The sequence below is a fragment of the Branchiibius hedensis genome (assembly GCF_900108585.1).
GTDB classification, from domain to species: Bacteria; Actinomycetota; Actinomycetes; order Actinomycetales; family Dermatophilaceae; genus Branchiibius; species Branchiibius hedensis.
In genome coordinates, this window is record NZ_UESZ01000004.1 from 1 (window position 1) to 22,962 (window position 22,962).

The 22,962-nt window shown below is 65.6% G+C and carries 33 protein-coding genes, 1 tRNA gene and 3 pseudogenes; 7 read left to right on the forward strand and 30 right to left on the reverse strand.

Features of this window, described 5'->3' with window-relative positions; translation table 11 throughout:
* Positions 1-110 precede the first annotated feature (110 nt).
* Both DR843_RS19565 and DR843_RS20960 read right to left on the reverse strand, forming a co-directional pair.
* On the reverse strand, positions 111-500 hold the full coding sequence (locus DR843_RS19565; protein WP_146202674.1) for a polysaccharide lyase: 390 nt from the start codon (positions 498-500) through the stop codon (positions 111-113).
* Positions 501-509: 9 nt separating this feature from the next.
* On the reverse strand, positions 510-1,004 hold the full coding sequence (locus DR843_RS20960; RefSeq protein ID WP_146202675.1) for a hypothetical protein: 495 nt from the start codon (positions 1,002-1,004) through the stop codon (positions 510-512).
* Here DR843_RS20960 and DR843_RS20965 point away from each other — a divergent pair.
* Positions 984-2,263 (forward strand): annotated as a pseudogene (locus DR843_RS20965) (IS256 family transposase). The gene DR843_RS20960 and the pseudogene DR843_RS20965 overlap by 21 nt on opposite strands.
* Before the next feature lie 656 nt (positions 2,264-2,919).
* Here the strand turns inward: DR843_RS20965 and DR843_RS19585 are convergent.
* From DR843_RS19585 to DR843_RS19690, 22 genes and pseudogenes are all read right to left on the reverse strand, one after another.
* A complete protein-coding gene (locus DR843_RS19585; protein ID WP_109689530.1) occupies positions 2,920-3,189 on the reverse strand; it encodes a hypothetical protein in 270 nt (89 codons plus the stop codon).
* Between the two features lie 976 nt (positions 3,190-4,165).
* A complete protein-coding gene (locus DR843_RS19590; RefSeq protein WP_109689532.1) occupies positions 4,166-4,684 on the reverse strand; it encodes a hypothetical protein in 519 nt (172 codons plus the stop codon).
* Between the two features lie 456 nt (positions 4,685-5,140).
* Positions 5,141-5,605 (reverse strand): hypothetical protein, encoded by a 465-nt coding sequence (locus tag DR843_RS19920; protein WP_146202676.1) that lies wholly within the window; start codon positions 5,603-5,605, stop codon positions 5,141-5,143.
* Positions 5,602-6,003: a hypothetical protein gene (locus tag DR843_RS19605; RefSeq protein ID WP_109689538.1), complete on the reverse strand. Its 402-nt coding sequence runs from the start codon at positions 6,001-6,003 to the stop codon at positions 5,602-5,604. Before DR843_RS19605 ends, DR843_RS19920 begins: the two co-directional genes overlap by 4 nt.
* Positions 6,000-6,179 carry a helix-turn-helix domain-containing protein gene (locus DR843_RS19610; protein ID WP_109689540.1) on the reverse strand — a complete coding sequence of 60 codons (180 nt, stop codon included), beginning with the start codon at positions 6,177-6,179 and terminating at the stop codon, positions 6,000-6,002. Before DR843_RS19610 ends, DR843_RS19605 begins: the two co-directional genes overlap by 4 nt.
* Positions 6,176-6,493, reverse strand: coding sequence for a hypothetical protein (locus DR843_RS19615; RefSeq protein WP_109689542.1), 318 nt, complete (start codon positions 6,491-6,493; stop codon positions 6,176-6,178). The genes DR843_RS19610 and DR843_RS19615 overlap by 4 nt, the downstream gene beginning before the upstream one ends.
* Before the next feature lie 232 nt (positions 6,494-6,725).
* Positions 6,726-7,160, reverse strand: a complete 435-nt coding sequence (locus tag DR843_RS19620) for a hypothetical protein (protein ID WP_109689544.1) — start codon at positions 7,158-7,160, stop codon at positions 6,726-6,728.
* 1 nt (position 7,161) lies between these two features.
* The gene (locus tag DR843_RS19625; RefSeq protein WP_109689546.1) at positions 7,162-7,365 is read right to left on the reverse strand and encodes a hypothetical protein; all 204 of its coding nucleotides are present in this window, start codon (positions 7,363-7,365) and stop codon (positions 7,162-7,164) included.
* A complete protein-coding gene (locus tag DR843_RS20260) occupies positions 7,362-7,526 on the reverse strand; it encodes a hypothetical protein (protein ID WP_170119973.1) in 165 nt (54 codons plus the stop codon). The genes DR843_RS19625 and DR843_RS20260 overlap by 4 nt, the downstream gene beginning before the upstream one ends.
* Before the next feature lie 136 nt (positions 7,527-7,662).
* Positions 7,663-8,382, reverse strand: coding sequence for a hypothetical protein (locus DR843_RS19630; protein WP_109689548.1), 720 nt, complete (start codon positions 8,380-8,382; stop codon positions 7,663-7,665).
* 2 nt (positions 8,383-8,384) lie between these two features.
* Positions 8,385-9,014, reverse strand: a complete 630-nt coding sequence (locus DR843_RS19635; protein ID WP_109683533.1) for a hypothetical protein — start codon at positions 9,012-9,014, stop codon at positions 8,385-8,387.
* A 1-nt stretch (position 9,015) separates the two neighbouring features.
* Positions 9,016-9,690 carry a lambda exonuclease family protein gene (locus DR843_RS19640; RefSeq protein WP_109683534.1) on the reverse strand — a complete coding sequence of 225 codons (675 nt, stop codon included), beginning with the start codon at positions 9,688-9,690 and terminating at the stop codon, positions 9,016-9,018.
* A gap of 159 nt (positions 9,691-9,849) precedes the next feature.
* Positions 9,850-10,797, reverse strand: coding sequence for a DNA cytosine methyltransferase (locus DR843_RS20730; protein ID WP_245934274.1), 948 nt, complete (start codon positions 10,795-10,797; stop codon positions 9,850-9,852).
* A gap of 101 nt (positions 10,798-10,898) precedes the next feature.
* Positions 10,899-11,138, reverse strand: a pseudogene (locus tag DR843_RS20970) (DNA cytosine methyltransferase); the annotation flags it as partial.
* The gene (locus tag DR843_RS19655; RefSeq protein ID WP_109683536.1) at positions 11,135-11,380 is read right to left on the reverse strand and encodes a hypothetical protein; all 246 of its coding nucleotides are present in this window, start codon (positions 11,378-11,380) and stop codon (positions 11,135-11,137) included. The gene DR843_RS19655 and the pseudogene DR843_RS20970, both read right to left, overlap by 4 nt.
* Entirely contained in the window at positions 11,377-11,610 is a 234-nt protein-coding gene (locus DR843_RS19660) for a hypothetical protein (RefSeq protein WP_109683537.1), read from the reverse strand. The genes DR843_RS19655 and DR843_RS19660 overlap by 4 nt, the downstream gene beginning before the upstream one ends.
* Entirely contained in the window at positions 11,607-11,876 is a 270-nt protein-coding gene (locus DR843_RS19665; RefSeq protein WP_109683538.1) for a hypothetical protein, read from the reverse strand. The genes DR843_RS19660 and DR843_RS19665 overlap by 4 nt, the downstream gene beginning before the upstream one ends.
* Positions 11,873-13,072 carry a DUF7666 domain-containing protein gene (locus DR843_RS20995; protein WP_109683539.1) on the reverse strand — a complete coding sequence of 400 codons (1,200 nt, stop codon included), beginning with the start codon at positions 13,070-13,072 and terminating at the stop codon, positions 11,873-11,875. Before DR843_RS20995 ends, DR843_RS19665 begins: the two co-directional genes overlap by 4 nt.
* A gap of 121 nt (positions 13,073-13,193) precedes the next feature.
* Positions 13,194-13,427, reverse strand: a complete 234-nt coding sequence (locus DR843_RS19675) for a hypothetical protein (RefSeq protein ID WP_109683540.1) — start codon at positions 13,425-13,427, stop codon at positions 13,194-13,196.
* A 2-nt stretch (positions 13,428-13,429) separates the two neighbouring features.
* The gene (locus DR843_RS19680; RefSeq protein WP_109683541.1) at positions 13,430-13,663 is read right to left on the reverse strand and encodes a hypothetical protein; all 234 of its coding nucleotides are present in this window, start codon (positions 13,661-13,663) and stop codon (positions 13,430-13,432) included.
* The gene (locus DR843_RS19685; protein ID WP_109683542.1) at positions 13,660-14,418 is read right to left on the reverse strand and encodes a BRO family protein; all 759 of its coding nucleotides are present in this window, start codon (positions 14,416-14,418) and stop codon (positions 13,660-13,662) included. Before DR843_RS19685 ends, DR843_RS19680 begins: the two co-directional genes overlap by 4 nt.
* Positions 14,419-14,486: 68 nt before the next feature.
* Positions 14,487-14,732 carry a helix-turn-helix domain-containing protein gene (locus tag DR843_RS19690; RefSeq protein ID WP_211310152.1) on the reverse strand — a complete coding sequence of 82 codons (246 nt, stop codon included), beginning with the start codon at positions 14,730-14,732 and terminating at the stop codon, positions 14,487-14,489.
* A 248-nt stretch (positions 14,733-14,980) separates the two neighbouring features.
* Between DR843_RS19690 and DR843_RS19695 the strand changes: the two genes are divergently transcribed.
* The 3 genes from DR843_RS19695 (at position 14,981) to DR843_RS19705 (ending at position 16,086) form a co-directional block, all read left to right on the forward strand.
* On the forward strand, positions 14,981-15,454 hold the full coding sequence (locus tag DR843_RS19695; RefSeq protein ID WP_109683543.1) for a helix-turn-helix domain-containing protein: 474 nt from the start codon (positions 14,981-14,983) through the stop codon (positions 15,452-15,454).
* Between the two features lie 61 nt (positions 15,455-15,515).
* The gene (locus tag DR843_RS19700) at positions 15,516-15,878 is read left to right on the forward strand and encodes an ImmA/IrrE family metallo-endopeptidase (RefSeq protein WP_109683544.1); all 363 of its coding nucleotides are present in this window, start codon (positions 15,516-15,518) and stop codon (positions 15,876-15,878) included.
* Positions 15,871-16,086, forward strand: coding sequence for a DUF3263 domain-containing protein (locus DR843_RS19705; protein WP_109683545.1), 216 nt, complete (start codon positions 15,871-15,873; stop codon positions 16,084-16,086). Before DR843_RS19700 ends, DR843_RS19705 begins: the two co-directional genes overlap by 8 nt.
* Before the next feature lie 56 nt (positions 16,087-16,142).
* Here DR843_RS19705 and DR843_RS20450 read toward each other — a convergent pair whose 3' ends face one another.
* Together DR843_RS20450 and DR843_RS19715 are read right to left on the reverse strand one after the other, a co-directional pair.
* The gene (locus DR843_RS20450) at positions 16,143-16,772 is read right to left on the reverse strand and encodes an HNH endonuclease signature motif containing protein (RefSeq protein WP_211310153.1); all 630 of its coding nucleotides are present in this window, start codon (positions 16,770-16,772) and stop codon (positions 16,143-16,145) included.
* 2 nt (positions 16,773-16,774) lie between these two features.
* Positions 16,775-18,022 (reverse strand): tyrosine-type recombinase/integrase, encoded by a 1,248-nt coding sequence (locus DR843_RS19715; RefSeq protein WP_109683546.1) that lies wholly within the window; start codon positions 18,020-18,022, stop codon positions 16,775-16,777.
* 91 nt (positions 18,023-18,113) lie between these two features.
* Here DR843_RS19715 and DR843_RS20265 point away from each other — a divergent pair.
* Both DR843_RS20265 and DR843_RS19930 read left to right on the forward strand, forming a co-directional pair.
* Positions 18,114-18,191 (forward strand) — tRNA-Thr (locus tag DR843_RS20265).
* Between the two features lie 316 nt (positions 18,192-18,507).
* A complete protein-coding gene (locus DR843_RS19930; RefSeq protein WP_146202628.1) occupies positions 18,508-18,684 on the forward strand; it encodes a helix-turn-helix domain-containing protein in 177 nt (58 codons plus the stop codon).
* A gap of 71 nt (positions 18,685-18,755) precedes the next feature.
* On the opposite strand, the gene DR843_RS19720 is transcribed toward DR843_RS19930, so the two are convergent.
* The 4 genes and pseudogenes from DR843_RS19720 to DR843_RS19940 form a co-directional block, all read right to left on the reverse strand.
* Entirely contained in the window at positions 18,756-20,174 is a 1,419-nt protein-coding gene (locus DR843_RS19720; RefSeq protein ID WP_109689554.1) for a PKD domain-containing protein, read from the reverse strand.
* Positions 20,057-20,602 (reverse strand): hypothetical protein, encoded by a 546-nt coding sequence (locus DR843_RS19935; RefSeq protein WP_146202677.1) that lies wholly within the window; start codon positions 20,600-20,602, stop codon positions 20,057-20,059. The genes DR843_RS19720 and DR843_RS19935 overlap by 118 nt, the downstream gene beginning before the upstream one ends.
* A pseudogene (locus DR843_RS19725) lies at positions 20,599-21,027 on the reverse strand (polysaccharide lyase); the annotation flags it as partial. The pseudogene DR843_RS19725 and the gene DR843_RS19935, both read right to left, overlap by 4 nt.
* 135 nt (positions 21,028-21,162) lie before the next feature.
* The gene (locus DR843_RS19940; RefSeq protein WP_146202679.1) at positions 21,163-21,495 is read right to left on the reverse strand and encodes a hypothetical protein; all 333 of its coding nucleotides are present in this window, start codon (positions 21,493-21,495) and stop codon (positions 21,163-21,165) included.
* On the opposite strand from DR843_RS19940, the gene DR843_RS19735 reads away from it, so the two are divergent.
* On the forward strand, positions 21,494-22,774 hold the full coding sequence (locus DR843_RS19735) for an IS256 family transposase (RefSeq protein WP_172461486.1): 1,281 nt from the start codon (positions 21,494-21,496) through the stop codon (positions 22,772-22,774). The genes DR843_RS19940 and DR843_RS19735 overlap by 2 nt on opposite strands.
* The last annotated feature ends 188 nt before the right edge of the window (positions 22,775-22,962 follow it).

Below are 22,962 nucleotides of genomic sequence, written 5' to 3' on the forward strand. Positions count from 1 at the left end.
ACCAGCAGGTTCCCGGCGGTGACGGATCGGGTGATGGTGACGATGACCCGGACGACGCGGTGGCCGTGGTCGAACCAACGAAGCTGAAGCTCACGATGCCACCCACAATTTCAAGTTGTCGACGGTGACGTACCGTCAGCGGAGTCGGCCCAGGCGGAGTCGTTGCCGCCGCGGAAGAAGTGCCACCACAGGGTGGAAATTTTCACCGAGTCAGTCAGTCGCCATTTGCGGTTGGTGACTTCGAGGACTTTGGTTCCGTTGACGGTGAATTGCGCGATGCCGTCACTGTTGGCGGTGCCCGAGGTGATGGTGTTGAGCTTCACCCGGTGCCGCACCTTGTACGTCGGTCCCGCGGTGAGGGTGACGTTGGTTTGGCCGTTGATGCCGTACTGGGAGTTCATACCGGTGAAGTAGTCGTAGGTGATGAGTTCGGCGGGGGAGTTGGCCCAGGAGTAGGCGCCGGACCGATCCACATCAGCCGGACGAGAAGCCGTGGTCAACGGAGGTAGTCAAGCCGTTGCCGCCGGAGGGGGCGCCGTCACTGACCGACCCATCGGTGCCGCCAAGGCCGGGCAGTTTCCCACCGAGGGAGAACCCGAACCCGGCTCGAAGCGCAGGTCGTACTCCAAGATCACGTCGGTCGCGGCGGCTTTCAGCAGCACCGCGGGTTTCGGGAAAGCCGCGATCCCGACACCGGACCCGGTGGAGTACCCGCCGGCGGGGAACTTGTGCCGGATGAGGCGGCCGACGCCGTCGGGTGAGGTCACGATCGACTGCGCCGCGAACGTCGCGTCATTCGCGAAAGCGGACGAGTCGCCGATCGCGGCCCCGAAGTCGGCCTTCTTCACCGGCGACGCCAAAGCCATGCCGTCGAAGTTCTGGTCGAGGATCAGGGTGTACCCGGGGAGGGTCTGTCCGAAACTTTGTGTAAGTGGCTTGGCGTGACGTCCTGGCTTTGGCTGGGGCGGAAGGAAGATCGCGTCATGTCTGATGAGCAAGCGCATGGTGAGTTGGTGGCGAGGTCGTCGGCCGAGTCGGTTGACGTTGATGATCTGGCGCAGCAGCTGGTCGCTTCGGCGGTCGAGCGGCAGGTCGCTTTGACCGGTGAGGGTGGGTTGTTGACGACGCTGACGCGGCGGGTCCTGCAGGCAGCCCTGGAGGCCGAGATGAGCGCCCACCTGGGGTATGACAAGCACGCGGTCAACGGCCGCGATGGCGGCAACTCCCGCAATGGCTCCAGCCCCAAGACGGTGCGCACCGAGATCGGGGACGTGCAGATCCAGGTTCCGCGGGATCGGGCCGGCACGTTCGAACCGCAGATCGTGCCCAAGCACCAGCGCCGCCTGGCCGGGTTCGATGAGGCCGTGATTTCGCTGTACGCGAAGGGCATGACCACCGGGGACATCGCCGCTCACCTGTCCCAGGTGTACGACACCGATGTTTCCCGGGACCTGGTCTCGCGGGTCACCGACCAGGTCCTGGGTGACATGAAGGCGTGGTCGGCGCGTCCGTTGGACGCGATCTACCCGGTGATCCTGATCGACGCGATCGTGCTGAAGGTCCGCGAAGGGACGGTCGCGAACCGTCCGGTGTATGTGGCAATCGGTATAGACCTCAACGGTTTCCGCGATGTCCTGGGGTTGTGGGTCGGCCCATCGGGTGGGGAAGGAGCCAAGCAGTGGATGAACATGCTGTCGGACTTGAAGAATCGTGGCATCCTCGATGCGTGCATCGTGTGCTGCGACGGCCTCAAAGGCTTGCCGAGGCGATCACGGCGACCTGGCCGGCCGCCACGGTGCAAACGTGTGTGGTGCATTTGGTCCGCAACAGTCTGCGGTACGCCTCCAAGAAGTACTGGCAGGCCATCACCCGCGACCTCAAGCGGATCTACACCGCCCCGTCGCTGGCGGCGGCCGAAACCGAGTTCGAGACCTTCGCGCAGCAGTGGGAACCGCTGTATCCGGCGATGGTGCGGATGTGGCGCAACTCCTGGACCGAGTTCATCCCGTTCCTGGACTTCCCTGTCGAGGTCCGCAAACTGATCTATACGACCAACGGGATCGAGTCGTTGAACGCCCGGTTCCGGGCAGCGACACGTCGACGGGGCCATTTCCCGGACGAGCAATCCGCGTTGAAGGTGCTCTACCTCGCGGTGTTGGAGCGGCAGAAGAACCGACCCAACCCCACCGGGCAGATCGCCGGCTGGAAGAACATCCTGAACGTACTATCCATGACCTACGGCGACCGCCTAGGTCTGAACTAGCCGATGCCACTTACACAAAGAATCAGACGGACCCTGCTTGCCCGGCCGGGGTGGGGGTGGCCCCCCCTGGGGGTTACCAGTTGGTGGAGACGATCGGCGCCAGCGGGGTGTCGTGTCTTTGTCCTGCGGCATCGAATGTCGGCGGGTTGGCGTGGAGTTCTTGCCGGACGGGTTCATACGGTTTGTGCCAGCGGTGTCGGTTGCACCAGCGGTGCGCGAGTCGGCAGTTGTTGCGGTCGTAAGGTGATCCGCCGAGTGCGACTGGGATGAGTTCGTCGATCTCGGGTGACCCGGGCCGACCGGCGGGGAGCTGGATGTTCACGGGTTGTCCGCAGAGGTGGCAGGTGTTCTCTTCGCGCTTGACTCTTCGCACTAGGCGATCGCGTCTGGTTCCGTTACTGCGGCGCGGGTTGGTCATGTTGTGCCTCGCACCACTTCGCCATGCTGGGTGTGTATCGCCACTCACCGCAGGTGGAGCAGCGGAATGCGTCATCGTCCATGGGGTGTGGCCTGACGTTGGTTCGCCGCGCTCAGTCGCGCTGGTCCAGGGTGTGTGGTGGTCGGCTGGCGCGGCGGGCATGAAGAAGCGCGAGGCCCCATTTGGGGACTTCTCGCGCCGATGCGCTGAGCGTACCACTAGATGGTGTCCTTGTTTGTCAAGCCCCACGCGGCGTGTTCACCTTCCTCAGTGCCCGTCGTTCGCGGCGCTCGTCGTCGAGCTTGGCCACGAGTTCACGCACGGCACCGATCCGGTAGACGGGAACCTTGGCCGTTGCCCCGTTGGCGCGGAACTCGACCCGGTCGCCGGCTGATTCCAACCGGCCTCGTCGCACGTACCCGGCGATGGCTTTGGTGCTGACGCGACCGCCTTCCATCTGCCGCAGCAGCGCGCTAATTTCGCGTGCCGTCCCGAGGTAGTCGTCCACCCCGGCGAGCAGCAGTTCGCGGCGGTCTTTGACGTTGTGGCCGGTGCCGCACTTGGGGCACAGCGCGACCTCGGGGACGTGATCGCGCTCGACGTACAGCGATTCGGGCAGGGTGTCCCGTCAATCTCTGCGTCGCAGCGTCCGAGGTAGATCGTTGGTGGCGGGTTGTCCAGCAGGGCTAGCAGTTCCTCGCGGATGCCGTGCACTTCGGTGAACATCTCCGAGGCCCATTCTTGGAAGCGTGCCTTGCGGATCACGTAGGGCATCAGCCAGAGCGCGATCGCGTGGGAGTTGTCTGCTGGCCAGGCGATGCTCCGGTCTGCCTCGATCACCAGGCGCGCCATGCCGACCAGGGCGTTCTTCACCCGGTCCTGCGTGGCGGTCACTCGTGAGTCGTAGGCGAGTGCCGCTGATGGTGCGAACGGTTGGTGTGCGCGTGGGATGGTGAACCGTTGCCCTGAGTCGGTGCGCCATCCGGTGCCGCGTCGTGAGGTGTCGAGGTTGGTGACGTTCCAACTGGTGCGTTGGCGTGCCCGCTTGCCGTCGAGACAGTCGGCCAGTTGTGCGATCTGGGCGAGGTTGTGTCCGGCGGTTCTGGCGCATTCGGTGCAGGCGAAGGCGTCTCCGCAGGCGCGTGAGCAGTCGCAGGTGTTGGTCATCGGCGTGCCTTCCGGTTATGGATTATCTCGGCGGCCACGTCAGTGGCGGGGCGAAGATCACTCATCGCATCCACGAGCCTTCGTCGGTGTATTCGTCGGGGTCGAGGTCGAACCACTGCTCGCCGTCCCACACCGTGTCGCGGAGGCAGTCGGGGCAGCGGAACGCGAATAGAGTCCGGCGATTCGCGGTGGCGCGTCTACCGATCCTGGGTAGGCCGGTGATGTGCACGGTGCCCGTGTTTTCGATGCTGCTGGCGGTTGATCCGCATTCGCAGGCATCGTTCTTGGGCGGTGGCGGTTCTCTGGTCGGATGGTGCTCACGACTGCTCTCCCGTCTCGCCGTCGAGCGCGCGGATCAGGTCGGGCGTCGGCACGGATGCCCCGAATGGGTGACCGCCGAACACTCGGCTCAGGGATTCCTCGCTCGCCCGGTCGGCGGACTCGACCAGTTCCCGCACCCTGCCGATCGCTGCTTCGGCTTTGTCGGCGCGGTCCATGTGCGCCACAACAGCATGCGTCCACGAGTTCGGGCCGATAGCGCGCAGACGCTCCACTTCCGCGACAAGGGCGGCGATGTCGGTGGGGGCGTTCGCGATGAGGTCGCCGTCTGCGTGCTTGCCGGACATCGCCGACCAGTCAGCCCCTTCCGCCCGGAGCACTGTCTTGCCGTGGTCGGCCGCAACGACGAGATCGGGTCCATGTTCGTCCCATCGGGTCATGTGGGTGCAGACGAACGGTTCCGCGTCGTCGAACGAATCACCTATCCACTCCCACGGTCCGGGCGTTGCCGCTGCAAGCCTCGCCTTCACGGCGTCCAGGTCCAGTTCGTCACTCACGCCTGCCCCCTCGCTGGTGCGGCCACAACGAACCCGGCCCGGTACACCGGCTGGCAGGCATGACCGGCGGCCGTGCACCGTTTCGCCAGCTTGCGGGTAGCGATGCGGGGTGGGAATCCCCGACCGTCAGGGGTGACGATCTGGACGGCCTTGCACGTGAGGCACGTGACCGTTGGCTCGGCGCTCATGGCGTTCCTTCCGGGTGGGTTATCTCGATGGGTTCGTCGGACCAGAACTGGTCCCGTTCGGCTTGTGTGGGTGAACTGCCGTGGTCGGTTTGCTCAGAACCGCCCCTAGAACGCTCTGAATGGCCACTAGGAGCGTCTAACGGGTCAGATTCGTCCTCAGGCACGGGCGCGGTAGCGGCGCTGTCGCGTTGGGCGCATTTCCCTGCCGGGCAGATGTGCCCCCATCCGCCGGTGCCGACGATGTGCAGGGGCATGTGTAGGCGGGGCATCACGCCACCGCCAACGGCTCGCCGTAGCCGTGACCGCGCAGAACCGTCAGGAAGTCCCGCACGGCCATGCAGACCGGGGCGCTGTCCGCCATCGGGTGCGATGGCTGCTCGAACGTGACCAGCACAGTCAGCGCAGCCAGCGGCAGGTACGCGAACCACCGGCCCGGGTCGGTGGTGCCCTTGCGTTTCACGACGAGCAACCCGATCGCAGCACGCGCGTTGGTGCGCTCAACCTCGGTCTGGTTCATCCACTGCTCGAGGACGGCCGCCGATGGTTGGCCGAGCGCCGGCAACCCGGCGTGGTTCTTTACCTCCACGACGACGCCGGGGCACAGGGCGAGGTCGCCTTGGTCTCGGTTGCCGCGTAGGGGTTGCCGGTCGGCGTGGGGGAAGCCGTTTTGGTGGGCGTAGCGCAGGAGCGCTGTCTCAGCGGCGGTCCCCTTGGCTTTGGACGGGTTGCTCATGACGCCTTCCCGAGGTCGCCGACGTACCGGTAGATCCCGGCGTGGTCTTTGGCCCAGTCCTTCGGGTTGAGGACGTTGGGTGATTCCCGGTCCGGTTGCGCCGGTGCGACCCTCGGGAGCCCGTACCGGTCGGTGTTGAAGCACGGCAGGCACATGCCGGTCTTGGAGTGCTTGCTGATCGGGGCCGCGCAACCGGCGCATTCCCTGGCTGGGATGGCTTTCGTAGTGCGTTGGCACTGTCCGCAGACACCGATAGTGGACCAGGTCTGGTAGCCGCACATCGTGCATGAGGTGCCGGATCGCCTGACGCCGGACCTTTCGCGGTGGTCGGTGCACAGGCCGGTCACGGATTCGGTGCGCGTCCCGCACTTGGCGCACCGGACGGTCTTGCGGGTCATGCTGCGGGCTCCTGTCGGGCTTCGTCGGCGAGGTGGCGTTCGACGGTGGATTCGGTGAGGCCGGTGTAGAGCGCGATCTCGGCGATGCAGGGGCGGGGGAGTTTCTCGCAGGCTTGGGCGATCAGGGTGTGGTTGATCCGGTAGGCCTGCGCGGCTCGCCAGGATGGTGTGCTCATCGGGTCTCCTTTGCGGTGCGGCGTCGTTCGAGTTCGGCGGTGGAGGTGTAGTCACCGGGTCGACTACCGGGCCACCATCGGGCTTCGACGCGGCCGGTGATCCGGTTGAAGGTGCACCAGCCCTGGTACTTCTCGCCCATGGCTTGCTCGACGGCTTCTTCGATCGCGGTGCGTCGTTCGTCGGCGTTAGCGATCGCGAGGTACTGGGGGTCTTTGGCTAGGCGGACGCGCATGGCGTGCTCGCGGCCTTCTTGGTGCAGCGGCCCCCAGATGTGAACCGGTGGTTTGTCGGTCGGCTTGCTGCCCCAGCTCATTGGATTCGTCCTTTGTCGCTGGTCTCGCGCGCGTCACCTAAGTCTTCAAAGCAGAATTTGTCTCTACCCGGGTTTGAGAGGCGACAACACGAGAAGGTGACTGCCGACGAGAAGGCTTGGAGGTAGTAGTTACTTCCGGTGTGGTCCGGTGTGGTGTGGTGCCTTGCCTTGCCTTGTCTTGTATTAGCGACTCGCTGCGTCGTTCGCTCTAGCGGTCGCTGTAGCGACCGGACTAGCGTCCGCTGGTGCGCCATGCTGGTTCGACCTCTCCGGTGCAGACGGGGCACCAACTGAACGGGCCCTCGCCCTTGCTCTCGTGCTTCCCGTGATTGGTTCGCGCAGCGCCAATCCGCTTGCGCTCCTTCTCATTTCGCAGTTCCTCGGTGGACTTGTTCCACTTGAACCAGCCAGTGATGAACCAGCCCTCTTCGCGCTCTTCCCACGCCTTTTCGCGGACGAGAGCGGCCACGCGCTGCGGCACTTTGGACAGCCCAACTGCGATGACATCGAGGTCGAATTCGTAGATAACTCCGTCGGTTTCGCCGCCTTTTGCGTGCGCTAGGCCGCGCAGATAGAGCAGTTCGGCGTCAGGTCCGGCGCGTCTGATGCGTGGATCGCGGAGGTAGTTGACGTCCAACGGGACGTAAACCGATGGTGCAGAGGCCATTTCATGACCCCGCTTTGGCAGTGGGCAGGATCATGACCAGGCACTCCAACTGCAGGAATTGGTCGTCGTACTCGGTGCCGATGAACTCGTCGTCGGGCAGGTCGGCGGCCAGTGCAACGAACCGGCGCAGTTCGCCCCAGGTTGGTGGCTTGGTGTCGTTGAGTCGCAGTCGCGCCTCGGTAGTCACGCTCAGGTTGTCGCTCACTCGCAGTCCTCCGTGTCGTTGTCGTCGTCCCACAGCCCGCCTTGGTGGCAGGGGCATTCGTCGCACCACTCGCATTCCTGGCCTCGGGATTCGGCGCAGGAGGTGACGTGCGGCTCGCGGAACAGGTCCTCGATCACGTCGCGCTCCCCGATCCACCGCACTGGTCGCATGGCAGGTCGGCCTTGGCTCGCACCTCGGGGTCACGTTCGGGGACGGCGCCGGTTCCGTTACACCAGGGGCAGGGGGCGCATTCGGGGCAGTCGCAGCGGGTGGTGTGAGTGCAGACGTCGGTGTCGGTCATGACCTGATCGCCGCCTCGAGGGTGGCAACCTTGCGTGCTCGGAGTTCCTCGACGGCTTCCTCTGCCATGCGCGCGGCTGCCGCGTCGTGGTTATCCAGGTCCTCGACGAGTCGTTGCACGATCTCGATTGCTTCGTCGTAGGCATCGGCCATGCCACCCGCCACGGCGGGGCGGATGATGTGCAGTAGGCGGGCGGCTTCGTCCCAGTCGTTGTTGGCGTCGTGTAGGAGGCGCCGAGCCTCGGGTAGGTCAGTGAGGGTGATTGCGGAGTCGTTGATGTCGCCGCTTCCACTCATGACCATCAGCCAGCCGATGTGTCGCCCGTCGTCGTAGAGGTGCTGGGGGCGACGGTGGCCGCCTTCGCGGATGCTGGCCCCGAGTTCGGTGATCCGGCCGACCCTTGCCGCGTTCAGTGGCTGTGTGGATGGGCCGGGCTCGGTGTCGGGGACGATCAGGCACGCTTCCTCTCCCGACTTGACCGGCTTGTCGCCGAAGAGTTGGAACGCGTCCTTGTCGGCGCGGTCGAGGTCCACCAGTTCAGTGAGGATCGCGACGTACCGGTCTGAGACGTAACGGGTTCCGGCCACTTCGAGGTGCACAAGCTGGTCGGTTTCCAGCCCGGTCATTTCCTCGGCGGGGCAGTACCCTTCGCAGCCGTGACCGCACTCGCCCATCTGCTCGCGGAGGCTGCCGAAGACCTCGAACGGTGCGAACATGGTCACTCGCCACCGATCGGCAACTCGGCGGCGTCAGCGGCGGGCTCAACGAGTGCCAGCAGCGCGGCGATGACCGTATCCGCCTGCGCCCGTGTCATGTCCGCCGCGGCGACCTCGCGCCCGAGGGTGTCGGTGACGTACCGGGAGCGGTCGGCGCGCTCCGTGATCCCCACAGCATCGAACGCTGCGATGAGGTCACGCATCTGGTCCTGGCCGATCCGGTCAGGGTCCGGTGCGGGTGCGTCGGCGAGGGGTTGCACGCGGTACGGGGTGCGCTTGCCCTTGCTCACCGTGAGCGCCATCGTCAGCGGCTTGTCGATGTGCGACAGGTGGCTGATCCGGATGCCTCCGACCTCATCGGGGCCGAACCGGATCTTGGGGTCGCGGTAGATCGTCATGCGGCGGCCAAGGTAGGCCGCCGAGTCAACCCCCCACGCTGCGACCATCACGCGCCGCATGGACTTCGACGGCTTGTATGGCCGACCCGGTCCGAACTCGGCGGTGACGACGTTCACCGGCTGCTCGTTGCTGCCCTTGCGGACCTCCGTGATGGTGACGGTGCGCGGGCCAGCCATGAGGTCGTCGGCGTTCAACTGGTCGCTCTTGGGCTCAATGGTGGTGGTGAGGTCCATGTCAGATCACAATCTCTTCGTGCTCGATGCGGGCGGTTTCTGGGAGGCCGTCAGTGAGGAACGGCCACTGGTTGACGATGTGCGCGATCTGTCCGTACGCGGTGACCGTGGCGTCGGTGATGGCGTCGAACCATGCGGGGTCGGGCTCAATCCGCTTGACCCACAACGGCATTCCGCCGCAGTAGGACACGTAGTCGATCCACTCGCGGCCGGACACGAGCAGCCCACATTGGAGTTGGGCCATGTTCTCGGCGGGCACCTCGCCGGAGATGATCGTCTGCAGGTGCTTCTTCTGCTGCCGTGACTTGCACTCGATGAGGCCGTTGTCGCCCACGAGCCCGTCGGGGGAGTAACCCAGCGGGATCACCTCGGCGATGTGCCGAACCATGAATCCGCACTCGGTCACGGGTGCGTAGTGCTCGCTGTAGGCGTCGCGGGCTCTTGGTTCGTCCTCCACGCCGCGCCACATGTCGGCGGAGACGTACGTCTGGTCGATGTGCCCGGTGATGCGCTCGGCGGCGAGTGTCGCGATTACTCCGCGGCTGGTGTCGTTGTCGGCGGTCGCGAGCTTCGGGGTGATGAGTTTCCCGACGACGGACGCTGTGACCATTCCGGCTCGCAGGTGTAGCCATTCGTCGGTACCTTGGAGTAGGTCGGGGTAGGTGGTGAGGTTCACGCGAATCTCCTTGCGATGTGGTCGATTGCGTGGTGGGTGGCCCACGCGGCGATGACAGCGGCGGTCACCGCTGCGGTGAGGGTCACGGCTTGCCCTCGATCAGGAGCCAGACGGTGCCGATGGCGAGGGCCAGGAGCAGGAGCAGCAGGACGACGTCGGTCATGCCGCTACCCCCCACCGGAGTTCCCCGACGCCGAGAGCATCAAGGACGTGGGCGGCCAGGCGAGGTGGGATAGCGTTACCGACCTGCTCGTACTGCTTGGATCTGCTTCCCTGCCAGGGGTAGTCGGGCGGGAATGACTGCAGAATCCCGGCCTCTTGGACGGTGACCCGCACGGACCCCGCCGCATTCTGGCGTGACTCAGTGGTGCGGTATCCGGGTGCGGAGATCACGTCGGGGTTGAATGATCCGACGACGGTGGTAGCGGGCCTCTCGGTGACCCAGCGGACGTCGTTGGATCGGTGACCGAATAGCACTGTCGGTGCGGGCTCGTCCGCGCTGCGCCTCCCAGCGTTGGGCTGGTTGCCGTTGACGTACACCGGTGGACGCTCGTCTGGCCGGACAACGAACGGCGGATTCTTGCCGGTCAGGGTCGGGGCGGGTTGCGTGACGGGCACCGGTGCCGTCGGCACCATCGTCCCGCTCGGACCCTTGGAGTTAGTCCTCCGATCAACGACCCATGACCGGGACTTGCTGATGACGGTGGGGGCTGGCTCGGTTGCCGGGTGGTCGGGTCTTTCGCCGTGGCGTTCGATCATTCCTTCGCCACGCGCGGGGCGGACAACTGCATCCGCATCCCAACCCAGCGCGTCAGCCATGCTGACCCAAGGCTGCACGTCCGCACCGAACAGCCCGGCGCCGTGGGCGTGCTCGGCGTGCGTCGGCATCGGCGGGTGCACGGGCCTTCCCTTGTGGGCCATGAGTATCCGACGCAACCTGGTCTGCGGCACCCCATAGTCGGCGGCCAGCAAGTCACCAGTCCAGACGCGGTAACCCATGCCTCGCAGCAACACCGCGAAGTGCTGCCACAACGACGCAACGGCCGGGACTTCCTCCAGCGCGATCCACTCGGGGAGAGTTCGCGCGCCCACCGGATCGGCTGGCACACCAACGGCGACCGCTCGTCCTCCCAAGCAGTCCAATCGGTCGAGTCGTCCCCTGCGGCCATACGCTCCGCCAAGATGTGGCAGTTGCCCCGGTCCAACTCGCCCTTGCGCTTGCCGGCCATGGACCACGCCTGGCACGGTGGCGAAGCGATCAGGCCCTCAACGCCACGGAAGCGGGCAGGTTCGATCAAGCCGACGTCGGCTTGGATGCGGTGATGCCCTGCAGCGCGGGCGGTCTCACACGCAGCGGTGTCCCACTCGATACCGATCACGTCATGACGCCCCAGCATCCCGAGGCCAACGTCCCAGCCACCAGGCCCAGCGAACAGATCGATGATCACAGCCCGGTTTCCTTCCAGTCGTAGGGAGCCCGCATCTGGTCCTCCGCCGCGGCCCAGTCGTAGTCGGGGACGTACGCGGACCGCTCGTATTGCGCGGGCTGGTCGGCCCAGTCGTCACGGGTCGGGGAACGGCGAGACACGGCGTACAGAACGACAGCGATCAGACCAGCCGCGACGAAAAAGACGCACACGCCGGCCGCGACCGACAGGGCACCGGACAGGGTGGGAATGTCAGCGGTCACGACGCACCGCCAAGGCACGCTGGCAGCCCATGGGCGTCGACCGTCTCGGCGAAGATGTCCCGGTCAAGGTCAGCCAGGACAGCTTCGAGGTTGGCCCGATCCGCCGTAGTCGCAGCGGTTTTCGCGTCCGTGACAGCGATCTTCAACGCGATCGACTCCTCAATGGCGCGGATGCTGCCCTCAACGAGGCCCTTCGGTGGCGGGTCGTAGACGTCCGGACGGGTACTCACAGTTCCTCCGACCAGTCAGCGGTGCCGAATCGTTGCTGTGCGGCACGATCCAGTGCCGCGTTCCACATGGACTGCAGGTGCGATTCGTCCAGGGACACGTGATCGATCCGGACAGTGCCCGCTGGTGACACCTGCACCGAATCCAATGCTCGCGCAAGGTGATCCGTGGTCACCCGGTGAACTTCCGGGCACGGGTGGTGCCGGAAGTAGACGGCCTTCGGTGTGGTCTGCTCGATGGTGATGGGAACACCCTCTGTGGCTGTCATGACTGCACCGGCTTCCCGTGCTGGTCAAGCTCACGCACCACAACGCATGACTTCGCCTTGATCTTGTCGCCGAGCGCCACGAAGTTCGCTGCCTTCACGCGACATTCGAGGAACCGCGGGTTCTCGTAGTCGGCGTACGTGAACGTGTGCTGCGGGGTGGGCGAGAAATGCAAACCGTTGCCACATTCAGCGGTCGGTTGCCAGTCCGCCGCCTTCACCTTCGTTCCGACCGCGTACGTGGTGGGAGTCCACTGGTGGCCTGCGGTCAGGTTCTCGTCGACCTGCTTGTAGACGGTGATCGTGCCGTCGTCGTTCCCGTCGGGTCCGTAGTAGTCGATCCACCCGTCGATGCTGGTCCGGTCGACCTTGGTGACGTCGATGACGACGCCACCATCGACGGTGACTCGGGCGTCGTGGAGGTGCACGGCGACGTAGCGACTGGCCCTGACCGTCGAACTGCCGGTGGCCGTGACCGTCGAACTGCTGTAGGCCGTGACCGTCGAACTGCCGGTGGCCGTGACCGTCGAACTGTCGTAGGCCGTGACCGTCGAACTGCCGTTGGCCGTGACCGTCGAACTGCTGTAGGCCGTGACCGTCGAACTGCCGGTGGCCGTGACCGTCGAACTGTCGTAGGCCGTGACCGTCGAACTGTCGTAGGCCGTGACCGTCGAACTGTCGTAGGCCGTGACCGTCGAACTGCCGTTGGCCGTGACCGTCGAACTGCTGTAGGCCGTGACCGTCGAACTGCCGGTGGCCGTGACCGTCGAACTGCTGTAGGCCGTGACCGTCGAACTGCCGGTGGCCGTGACCGTCGAACTGCCGGTGGCCGTGACCGTCGAACTGTCGTAGGCCCTGACCGTCGAACTGTCGTAGGCCGTGACCGTCGAACTGCCGGTGGCCGTGACCGTCGAACTGCCGGTGGCCGTGACCGTCGAACTGCTGTAGGCCGTGACCGTCGAACTGCCGGTGGCCGTGACCGTCGAACTGTCGTAGGCCCTGACCGTCGAACTGCCGGTGGCCCTGACCGTCGAACTGTCGTAGGCCGTGACCGTCGAACTGCCGGTGGCCGTGACCGTCGAACTGCCGTTGGCCGTGACCTCGATCAACACGCCCGCAGGCGAGTCGATATCGATGTACGGCACACCCGACGCGAGGGCCGCGTCAAGCTCGGCCTGGGTGGTAACAATCGTTGCCATTGCTATCCTTTTCCTTGGTTGAGTTGGCCGGTCCTGGTGTGTGAAGCGCGGGACCGGCCGCTTACTTGGGTGGCCGTGCCACGGCGAGGTGTGGACCCGGGCCGTGGCACGGTGCTCGGGGTTAGTCCTCCGGCCAGCGTTCGAGCCAATCCGCGAACTGGTCGGTGGTGCAGCACCTTTCGGCCTTCGCGCCCTTCCCCTTGCGCTTGTAGGCCAGGGGTGGCGGAAACTTGCCGTCGTCGATCCCGGCTTTCCACTTGTTCATGGCCCGGTTGACCGTTGAAGCAGACGTTCCCGAGTCGGTCACGACCTGGTTGAATGGGATCATCCGGACACCAGTTGCTGCGGCTGTCATTCCTAGAACTCCTCGTCGGTCTCGGTTTCGAACTCGATCTGCCAGAGGCGAGCGGCTGGGACGCCGCAGGTTGTGGCGATGGCGGTCCAGACGTTGACCAGTCCGTGGCTGGTCTTGACCGTCGCCCGCCGTGCTCTGCGGCCGGTGACCTGCAGCAGGGCCGGATCACCCTTCTTGGTTGACCAGATGCCGCGGTCGTCGGCGAGGTATCCGGGAAGGTGCTCGATGGGGGTCATGCCGCCTCCCCGAGGTGCTTCGCGATCACATCGAGGGCCTTGGCGGTGAACCGGGGCGTGACCGTGGTGTGCTGCTGCCCGGTGTGGGAGTTCTCGTAGGTGCCGGGTTTCATCCGGATCAGCCCCTGCTCCACGACCCGCTGATACGCCTCGCGTTGGCCGTGACCGTTGCGAAAGAACCAGCCGAGGCCGCCCTCCTGGCGCGACCGGTCACATAGCTCGTAGAGCTTGTGCAGTCCACCGAGCTTGTGACCGGCGCGGGTGAGGGCCTTCGCGGCCTCGCTGGCCGACATGTCGCCGTCGGAGGAGATGAACCGTTGCCACGCGTTGGCCTTCGGCGTTAGCTCCTTGATCTGATCGGCCTGCGCCGCGATCCGGGCCTGCGACTCCTCGATGGTCCGCAGCACCATCTCCTCGTAGGAGAGTTCTTTGACGGCGCCGTAGCTGCCGGCCCGGCGGATCTGGGGGATGACCTCGTGGGTGATCCACCGCTTGAAGAGTTTCGCGCCCTCCACTTGGCTGCCGAGGACTGCTGAGTAGAGGCCGGGCTCGGAGATAACGGTCATGTTCTGCTCGCCACCAGGGGTACCCACTGAGCGGGTACCCCTGTCCTCGTCGTCTAGGCGGCGCGTCATCTTCTCGGCGTCGCGGTAGCCAAGGACTTTGGCAACATCGCTGGCGACGAACCACGGCTCGCCGTCGATCTGCACAACGCGCACTTGGGCGTCGCCGTAGTTGAAGGGGATGAGGTCCATCTGGGATACTTCCTTTCGATCGGGCCCCGACCTGCTGCTGACCTGCGGTGGTCGGGGCTTGGTGTTTGTCAGGCGGCGACTTCCTCGCCCGTTCCGACGACCTCGAACAGGTCGTCCATGTCGGCTTCGAGTGCTAGGCACAGCGACCCGATGAAGCGAGCGCCGGGCTGCTGCTTGCCGCTGAGGACTCGCGAGAGGTTGCCCGGGTCGGTGCCCATCGCTGCCGCGAGCGCCGTGTCCGTTGACAGGCCTTTCCAGCGGCGAATCTTGCTCACCATGTCGGTCTTCATGCGCATGGTTGCGATCACGTCCATCACCCCTCCTTCCCTGCTCTTCGTCCCGCTGACCTACTGCCTTGCGGTGATGCAATGAGATTACGTGAAGGAGACACAGAACCGCAATGCGTGTAGGTAACGATTAGATAACGCAACACTTGCGCAAGTGTGTAGGCCGCTTGACCTGCTGAAACACACCCCTGTAGTTCGCTGGCCTGCGTGGTTGCGTAAACGCAAGGCATGATTGGCGGCGTGATGCACCCAAAGCGACGCAATACGGTTTCGCCATGAGTTGGTGGGAGTACGTGGAGCAGGTCGCAAAGACCAGCCGACAACGCGACATCAGCGACCGGAGTGGGATTGACGCCGCGAATGTCTCGCGCTGGAAAGGCGGTCATATCCCGAAGGCGGAGATGGTCGCGGAGTTCGCCAGGGCCTATGGGCGTCCCGTCCTAGAGGCGTTCGTCGCGGCTGGGTTCCTCACGCCGATGGAGGCCAAGGAACGCCCGGCTGCGGCACCGTCCCTCGGCTCATTGACCGATGAAGAGTTGTTGGACGAGATCAGGAAGAGGATGCGCCGCGATGGAACCGCCACCAACCCTGCCGGGGGGAGCCCGGCACCCGTTCCCGATGATGGGAAACGCCCGCTGACCGATGATGAGTTGGCGGCCCGCAGGAAACGCGACAACGATGCCGCAGCGCGGGCCGCGCAGAAGGCCGCCCGGCACGGCGAGCGAGACCCGGGCGACGAGGACGACTGATGTTGTCGGCGCCGGAGGATAGCTTCGCCGGATGCATCACCCGTGGCGGACACTCCGAAGCATGACTGATTGGCAGGTCGTGTTCTGCGAGTTCCCAGACGGGGTGCTGGGATCAACGGACTGCGAGGCGCGCACGATCTACCTTCAGCGCGGCCTGACCCAGGCTCAGCGGCGCTCCACGTTGGCGCACGAGTTGGCGCACGCGGTCGATCCGTCGTCGCTGGAGCATTGCGTCGATCAGGCGGCGGTTCGCCAGCTGATCCCGCTGCAGCGCCTCGCTGACGCGCTGGCATGGTCACAGGACGAATACGAGCTAGCCCGGGAGTTGTGGGTGGACGTGCCCACGGTTCGGGTGCGACTGGAAGGACTGACCGAGGATGAGCGAGACGAGATCGAACGCAGAGTCGCGGCCCTCGATGGCTGACCTGCTGGCCTTCGAGCGGGCGTGGCTGGGTCGCCGCCGTGACGGCGCGTACGACGCTGCGGTGCGGCAGGAGTTCGGGGTGACCACCGTCCGGCACCTGCAGCGGGTGAACGCGCTCTTGGATGACCCAGAGGCTATGGCGCTGGATCCGGTGACGTGCCGGGTGCTGCGATCACGGCGGGCTGCGGGGATGCGGCAACGAGGTTGAGCCGGGCCGCAACGTCCTCCAGGGCCTTCCTCGCGAGCGCCTGGCTGACGTGCTGGCTATGCGCTGGGTGCGTTCTGGGGGCGTGCAGGTCGAGGCAGGTGGCGCCACATCTTGCCCTCAGTGATCTTCTGGATACACGCAGGGGAAACGCCATACTCGCGCGCAAGCGCCGGGCGTCCGATCCCACCGGCGGCATAACGATTGATGATCTCGACCACCTGGTCCTCGCGCAGTTTCGACCCTCCACCGCGCTCGCCATGCGCATGGCGACCCTTATCGATCATGTCGGCCACATTCACGAGGTCGTCGCCGAGGAAGAGGTGCTCAGGGTTGACGCACGGAGGGTTGTCGCAGCGGTGGCAGACGTGCAACTCGTCTGGCACGCGCTCTCCGAGCGCCATGTCCATCGCTACGCGGTGCGCCCCGCGATTGCCGAATGATTTGCTCTGGATGATCCCATATTGGTACTGACTGCGGTGCCCGTCCCATTCGATGCACCCCGTCGACGTGACGCACTTCGGGGTGACTGCAAAAATCTCAGCATGGGTCAATCCAGCCCTACCGCGGGTGCGGGGTCCAAACTCGATGTCGCCAACGTTGCGCGCGCGGTCGTAGTGCTTGGTACAGAGCCCGCGGGCAATCGTGGGCCGCTCGCAGCCATCTTGTTTACAGGTAGTGTCGGTCACGTTCACTCCTTGTTCGAGTGGGCCATGCCCCCGGCCTGTTCGAGCAGGTGCGGGGGTACAGATTCGTTCAGGCCCAGAGTAGCGGCGACCGCCGACAGCGCGGCGCGGGCCATTTCAGTATTCACGTGCATGTAGCCGCGGCTCGTCACGATCGAGGAGTGGCCCATGATCGCCTTGATGACTTCCGGGTCTATTCCAGCTTGCATCAATAGCGTCGCCGCCGTGTGGCGGGCCTCGTGCAGGGTGTAGGGGCGGCCTGCGGGGTGGATGACGCCGGCGGTTGCTTGTAGGCCGTGCCATGCCTGGGTGTTGGTTTTGTCGCGCATGGGTCGTTGGCCGTTCTCGGTCCACACCAGGTTCCACGGGTTGGCGGGGGCGACCTGCTCCCATTCGGCGAGCGCCGCGCGCATCCACGGCACGAGGGGGACGATCCGCTGCCCGCTGGTGGTCTTAGGGCGCACGAGGTGGGTCGCGCCGGTCAGGTGCCGCACTTCGTACCCGTCGGGGACTTGGAAGGTGCCGGCGGAGCGGTCGGCGTACGTCAGGGCCTGTAGCTGCCAAGAGATGTCGATCAGGCCACGGTCGAGGTCCACGGCGTCCCAGGTGAGTCCGTAGATCTCTCCCTTGCGCATGCCCTGCAGGAGCGCCGCGACCCAGCGGGCTGCGTCGGGTCCGGTCCGCGCAGCTTCGAGGAGACGCAGTGCGTCCTCCAGGGGGATCGCGTCGCGGTCTGAGACGGCTTTGGTGGGACGGCGTACGGCGAACACGTTCTCGGGTACGGTGTGCCCTTCGGCTTTGGCGGCTTTGAGCATGGTGGTCAGCACGGCGTGGGTGCGTAGCGCTGTGCTGGTGGAGTTGCCGTCGCGCAGGGCGGAGCGGTGGACTGCTCGCACGTCTGTCGGTAGCAGGGCGCCGAGTTGTTTGCCGCCGATGGTGGTGATGATGTGCTGGTGGACGGCGGATGACGCGGCCCGGTAGGTGGCTGGTCGGACATGTTTGGCGTAGGCGGCGAGCCATTGCTCGGACCATCGTTTGACGGTGGTGCGTCCGGTGATCGCTGGGACGCCGTTCGCGGCGACCTCGCGTAGCTTCTTGGACAGTGCGGTCTGTGCCGCTTTCTTGGTGGGGTAGCCGCCTTGGGTGATGCGGCGGCGGTTGCCGGAGGCGGTGAAGCCGACGTCGAGTTGCCATGCCCACTGCCCGTCGCGGCCTCGCTCGAATACGCTCCCGGTGCCTTTGGCTCGTCCCATCTTCTGACCTCCCGGTCGCCGTTAGCCATTGGTTAGCCATTCACAGACTAATCCGTGACCCATCTCAGACGCGAAAACCGTTGCAATCACTGGTGTTTTGGGCACTTCCAGTATAGGCATCCTTTCACTCGTAATGAATAGGTCATCGGTTCGATTCCGATAGGCGGCTCGCGGAATGGCGCGGTTCCCGAAGGTTCGGGGCCGCGCCTTCCTCATTTCTGTTAGCCATTTGGTTAGCCATTGATGCGCGCAAAGAAGTGCCCCCGCCGCGAGGGGTCACGGTGGGGGCGTCCGATCCGGCGCGGGCGCGGCGCAATGGTGACCCCGGGCAGGCGGTGGAGGAATGCGTCGTGTGCGGTGCAACGTGGGTGCACAAGCCCGGGACCGGGCGGGCGAAGACGTGCTCGGAGTGGTGCCGGGAGGAGCTGCTTGAAGCGGCCGCCCGTCGAAGCAGTGCGGAGGTTGCGAGAGCGAAGGCGGCGCGGATGAGGGCGGCCGCGGACCTGATCGCGCGGGCCCGTGCGGTGAAGGGTGACCGGCGGATGGTCCCGGTGCTGGTGCCTCGGCTGCGGTCGGCTGGCTTGCCGTACGCCGACATCGCCGAGGTGCTGGGGGTCTCGGTCAGCACGGCGTGGCGGGTCGCGAATCGCCCACCGCCCTAACCCCCTGGACGCACGAAAAGCGCCCCGCCCTCGCATGGAGGACGGGGCGCAAACGGGGTGCGGGCCGGGGGTTAGGTGTGGGTGCGGAGCCTGGGTTTGCGGACCCCACCGATCAGACCGGACCGGTCAGCGGTCAGGACGGTCACGGTGGAGGTTGCGGTTCCGGTGCCACCGCGACCGTCGGTGGCGGTCACCGTGAAAACCAGGGTCGCCCCGGCCACCGACGCCGGCGCCCGGAAAGACGCAGACCCGTTGCCGTAGTCGGTGAGGGCCACGGTGGGGGTGCCGGAGGTTTGCGCCCACGCCAGGGTCACCAGGTCCCCGTCGATGTCCGCACCGGTCGAGGTCAGGGTCACGGTGACACCCGGTTCCACCCCGGTCATGTTTCCGCCCGTGGTGACGGTCGGCGGGTTGTTCGCGGTTGATTTGGACAGGACGATCGATGAGGACCCGGATGAGGGGGTGCCGGTGCTGAACGTCCACACCGGCCCGGCCGCGCCCCCAGATCCCCGCAGTGCGTACGCGGCGGACATGCGGGTGGTGGAGATCGTGGCCCCGGTCAGTTCGGTCCACCCGGACCCGAGAACGTCCTGCCGTGTCCCGGCGGTCGCTTCGAGGTACCCGATGCAGCCGACCACGACGTCCCCGGCGACGACGGGGGACGCTGCAGCGGCCGGGGGTGACGCGGTCGTGGAGGATGAGGTGATCGCGCCCCGCACCGCTGCCACGTTGGACCATTCGGTGAGCTCCCCCAAGAGGACGGACCCGGCCGCGGCGATGGTCACGGACGTGACCGCTGCGGCACCCACACACCAGTAGTGAGTGACCCGCCGCTGCGACGTCGATTCCTGGGAGGCTTGGGTGTCGGCGTTCGCTGAGGTCACCCAGGTGTTCCCGGCGGTGTCGGTGACGGACGTGACGGACCCGCCTTGGTGCAGGATCGCCAGGACCAGGGCGCGGCCCGCCGTCGTGGATTTGGTGATGGTCAGCGACGCCGTCCCGGACGTGGCGGTCGTGTCGGACATCAGCACAATGTCGGAGGTGGACACCGTCACTGACTGGGTGGTGCTGGCGGTGCCTCCGGCGGAGTTGGTGACCGTCAGTTTCACGGTGTAGGTGCCGGGCGATGCGTACGTGTGGGACGCGGTGGACCCGGTGCCGTGGGTGGTGGAGTCTCCCCAGTCCCAGTCGTATCCGCTGATGGTGCCGGTCCCGGCGGTGGAGGCGGTGCCGTCCACCGACAGGGCCAGGTTCGTCGCGGTCTTCGTGAAGGACGCGACCGGTGGGGTGACGTACTCGTAGAAAGCGACCGATGAGGACCCGGTGGTGCCCGAGGTCATGGTCCATTGGGGTCCGGCTTGCCCGGCAGCGGTCAGGGTCCGGTACGCACCCGACAGTCGCGTCGTGGAGATGTTGGTGCCGGTGAGTTCGGTGTAACCGGAGCCGAGGGTGTCCAGGCGTGTCCCGGCCGTGGTTTGTGCGTACCCCATGCACCCCACGAGCAGGTCCCCGACGGCAGTGCCGGACGGTGTCGCTGCAGGGTGGTGGTGGTGGACCCCGCAGCGGTGGCCACGGAGCGCAGGGTCACCGCGCCGCCGCTGTGGGAGTACTCGGACAGGATCACCACGAACGGCGCGGTGCCGGCGATGGTCACGGTGATGGAGGCGGTGGTCAGCGCGGACAGGCACCAGTAGTGCTGCACCCGCCGCTGCGACGTCGAGGAGTTGATCGTTTGGGTGTCGCCGTTGCTGTCGGTGGCCCACGTGTTGGAGGCGGTGTCGGTGACGGTGCTGATCGCGCCGCCCTGGTGCAGGATCGATGCCACCAGCAGGTTCCCGGCGGTGACGGATCGGGTGATGGTGACCGATGACCCGGACGACGCGGTGGCCGTGGTCGAACCAACGAAGCTGAAGCTCACGATGCCACCCACAATTTCAAGTTGTCGACGGTGACGTACCCGTCAGCGGAGTCGGCCCAGGCGGAGTCGTTGCCGCCGCGGAAGAAGTGCCACCACAGGGTGGAAATTTTCACCGAGTCAGTCAGTCGCCATTTGCGGTTGGTGACTTCGAGGACTTTGGTTCCGTTGACGGTGAATTGCGCGATGCCGTCACTGTTGGCGGTGCCCGAGGTGATGGTGTTGAGCTTCACCCGGTGCCGCACCTTGTACGTCGGTCCCGCGGTGAGGGTGACGTTGGTTTGGCCGTTGATGCCGTACTGGGAGTTCATACCGGTGAAGTAGTCGTAGGTGATGAGTTCGGCGGGGGAGTTGGCCCAGGAGTAGGCGCCGGGACCGATCCACATCAGCCGGGACGAGAAGCCGTGGTCAACGGAGGTAGTCAAGCCGTTGCCGCCGGAGGGGCGCCGTCACTGACCGACCCATCGGTGCCGCCAAGGCCGGGCAGTTTCCCACCGAGGAGAACCCGAACCCCGGCTCGAAGCGCAGGTCGTACTCCAAGATCACGTCGGTCGCGGCGGCTTTCAGCAGCACCGCGGGTTTCGGAAAGCCGCGATCCCGACACCGGACCCGGTGGAGTACCCGCCGGCGGGGAACTTGTGCCGGATGAGGCGGCCGACGCCGTCGGGTGAGGTCACGATCGACTGCGCCGCGAACGTCGCGTCATTCGCGAAAGCGGACGAGTCGCCGATCGCGGCCCCGAAGTCGGCCTTCTTCACCGGCGACGCCAAAGCCATGCCGTCGAAGTTCTGGTCGAGGATCAGGGTGTACCCGGGGAGGGTCTGTCCGAAACTTTGTGTAAGTGGCTTGGCGTGACGTCCCTGGCTTTGGCTGGGGCGGAAGGAAGATCGCGTCATGTCTGATGAGCAAGCGCATGGTGAGTTGGTGGCGAGGTCGTCGGCCGAGTCGGTTGACGTTGATGATCTGGCGCAGCAGCTGGTCGCTTCGGCGGTCGAGCGGCAGGTCGCTTTGACCGGTGAGGGTGGGTTGTTGACGACGCTGACGCGGCGGGTCCTGCAGGCAGCCCTGGAGGCCGAGATGAGCGCCCACCTGGGGTATGACAAGCACGCGGTCAACGGCCGCGATGGCGGCAACTCCCGCAATGGCTCCAGCCCCAAGACGGTGCGCACCGAGATCGGGGACGTGCAGATCCAGGTTCCGCGGGATCGGGCCGGCACGTTCGAACCGCAGATCGTGCCCAAGCACCAGCGCCGCCTGGCCGGGTTCGATGAGGCCGTGATTTCGCTGTACGCGAAGGGCATGACCACCGGGGACATCGCCGCTCACCTGTCCCAGGTGTACGACACCGATGTTTCCCGGGACCTGGTCTCGCGGGTCACCGACCAGGTCCTGGGTGACATGAAGGCGTGGTCGGCGCGTCCGTTGGACGCGATCTACCCGGTGATCCTGATCGACGCGATCGTGCTGAAGGTCCGCGAAGGGACGGTCGCGAACCGTCCGGTGTATGTGGCAATCGGTATAGACCTCAACGGTTTCCGCGATGTCCTGGGGTTGTGGGTCGGCCCATCGGGTGGGGAAGGAGCCAAGCAGTGGATGAACATGCTGTCGGACTTGAAGAATCGTGGCATCCTCGATGCGTGCATCGTGTGCTGCGACGGCCTCAAAGGCTTGCCCGAGGCGATCACGGCGACCTGGCCGGCCGCCACGGTGCAAACGTGTGTGGTGCATTTGGTCCGCAACAGTCTGCGGTACGCCTCCAAGAAGTACTGGCAGGCCATCACCCGCGACCTCAAGCGGATCTACACCGCCCCGTCGCTGGCGGCGGCCGAAACCGAGTTCGAGACCTTCGCGCAGCAGTGGGAACCGCTGTATCCGGCGATGGTGCGGATGTGGCGCAACTCCTGGACCGAGTTCATCCCGTTCCTGGACTTCCCTGTCGAGGTCCGCAAACTGATCTATACGACCAACGGGATCGAGTCGTTGAACGCCCGGTTCCGGGCAGCGACACGTCGACGGGGCCATTTCCCGGACGAGCAATCCGCGTTGAAGGTGCTCTACCTCGCGGTGTTGGAGCGGCAGAAGAACCGACCCAACCCCACCGGGCAGATCGCCGGCTGGAAGAACATCCTGAACGTACTATCCATGACCTACGGCGACCGCCTAGGTCTGAACTAGCCGATGCCACTTACACAAAGAATCAGACGGACCCTGCTTGCCCGGCCGGGGTGGGGGTGGCCCCCCCCTGGGGTTACCAGTTGGTGGAGACGATCGGCGCCAGCGGGGTGTCGTGTCTTTGTCCTGCGGCATCGAATGTCGGCGGGTTGGCGTGGAGTTCTTGCCGGACGGGTTCATACGGTTTGTGC

Coding starts and splice junctions, on each gene's coding strand:
- DR843_RS19620 (WP_109689544.1), bottom strand. CDS start 7,160: ATGGCCTCTGCACCATCGGTTTACGTCCCGTTGGACGTCAACTACCTC.
- DR843_RS19715 (WP_109683546.1), bottom strand. CDS start 18,022: ATGGGACGAGCCAAAGGCACCGGGAGCGTATTCGAGCGAGGCCGCGAC.
- DR843_RS19635 (WP_109683533.1), bottom strand. CDS start 9,014: ATGGACCTCACCACCACCATTGAGCCCAAGAGCGACCAGTTGAACGCC.
- DR843_RS19630 (WP_109689548.1), bottom strand. CDS start 8,382: ATGTTCGCACCGTTCGAGGTCTTCGGCAGCCTCCGCGAGCAGATGGGC.
- DR843_RS20960 (WP_146202675.1), bottom strand. CDS start 1,004: ATGCGCTTGCTCATCAGACATGACGCGATCTTCCTTCCGCCCCAGCCA.
- DR843_RS19665 (WP_109683538.1), bottom strand. CDS start 11,876: ATGACAGCCACAGAGGGTGTTCCCATCACCATCGAGCAGACCACACCG.
- DR843_RS20995 (WP_109683539.1), bottom strand. CDS start 13,072: ATGGCAACGATTGTTACCACCCAGGCCGAGCTTGACGCGGCCCTCGCG.
- DR843_RS19940 (WP_146202679.1), bottom strand. CDS start 21,495: ATGACGCGATCTTCCTTCCGCCCCAGCCAAAGCCAGGGACGTCACGCC.
- DR843_RS19920 (WP_146202676.1), bottom strand. CDS start 5,605: ATGAGCAACCCGTCCAAAGCCAAGGGGACCGCCGCTGAGACAGCGCTC.
- DR843_RS19685 (WP_109683542.1), bottom strand. CDS start 14,418: ATGGACCTCATCCCCTTCAACTACGGCGACGCCCAAGTGCGCGTTGTG.
- DR843_RS19615 (WP_109689542.1), bottom strand. CDS start 6,493: ATGAGCTGGGGCAGCAAGCCGACCGACAAACCACCGGTTCACATCTGG.
- DR843_RS19680 (WP_109683541.1), bottom strand. CDS start 13,663: ATGACCCCCATCGAGCACCTTCCCGGATACCTCGCCGACGACCGCGGC.
- DR843_RS19700 (WP_109683544.1), top strand. CDS start 15,516: ATGACTGATTGGCAGGTCGTGTTCTGCGAGTTCCCAGACGGGGTGCTG.
- DR843_RS19735 (WP_172461486.1), top strand. CDS start 21,494: ATGTCTGATGAGCAAGCGCATGGTGAGTTGGTGGCGAGGTCGTCGGCC.
- DR843_RS19930 (WP_146202628.1), top strand. CDS start 18,508: ATGAGGGCGGCCGCGGACCTGATCGCGCGGGCCCGTGCGGTGAAGGGT.
- DR843_RS19705 (WP_109683545.1), top strand. CDS start 15,871: ATGGCTGACCTGCTGGCCTTCGAGCGGGCGTGGCTGGGTCGCCGCCGT.
- DR843_RS19605 (WP_109689538.1), bottom strand. CDS start 6,003: ATGACCCGCAAGACCGTCCGGTGCGCCAAGTGCGGGACGCGCACCGAA.
- DR843_RS19610 (WP_109689540.1), bottom strand. CDS start 6,179: ATGAGCACACCATCCTGGCGAGCCGCGCAGGCCTACCGGATCAACCAC.
- DR843_RS19695 (WP_109683543.1), top strand. CDS start 14,981: ATGAGTTGGTGGGAGTACGTGGAGCAGGTCGCAAAGACCAGCCGACAA.
- DR843_RS19675 (WP_109683540.1), bottom strand. CDS start 13,427: ATGACAGCCGCAGCAACTGGTGTCCGGATGATCCCATTCAACCAGGTC.
- DR843_RS19720 (WP_109689554.1), bottom strand. CDS start 20,174: ATGGGGTACGCACAAACCACGGCCGGGACACGCCTGGACACCCTCGGC.
- DR843_RS19690 (WP_211310152.1), bottom strand. CDS start 14,732: ATGGACGTGATCGCAACCATGCGCATGAAGACCGACATGGTGAGCAAG.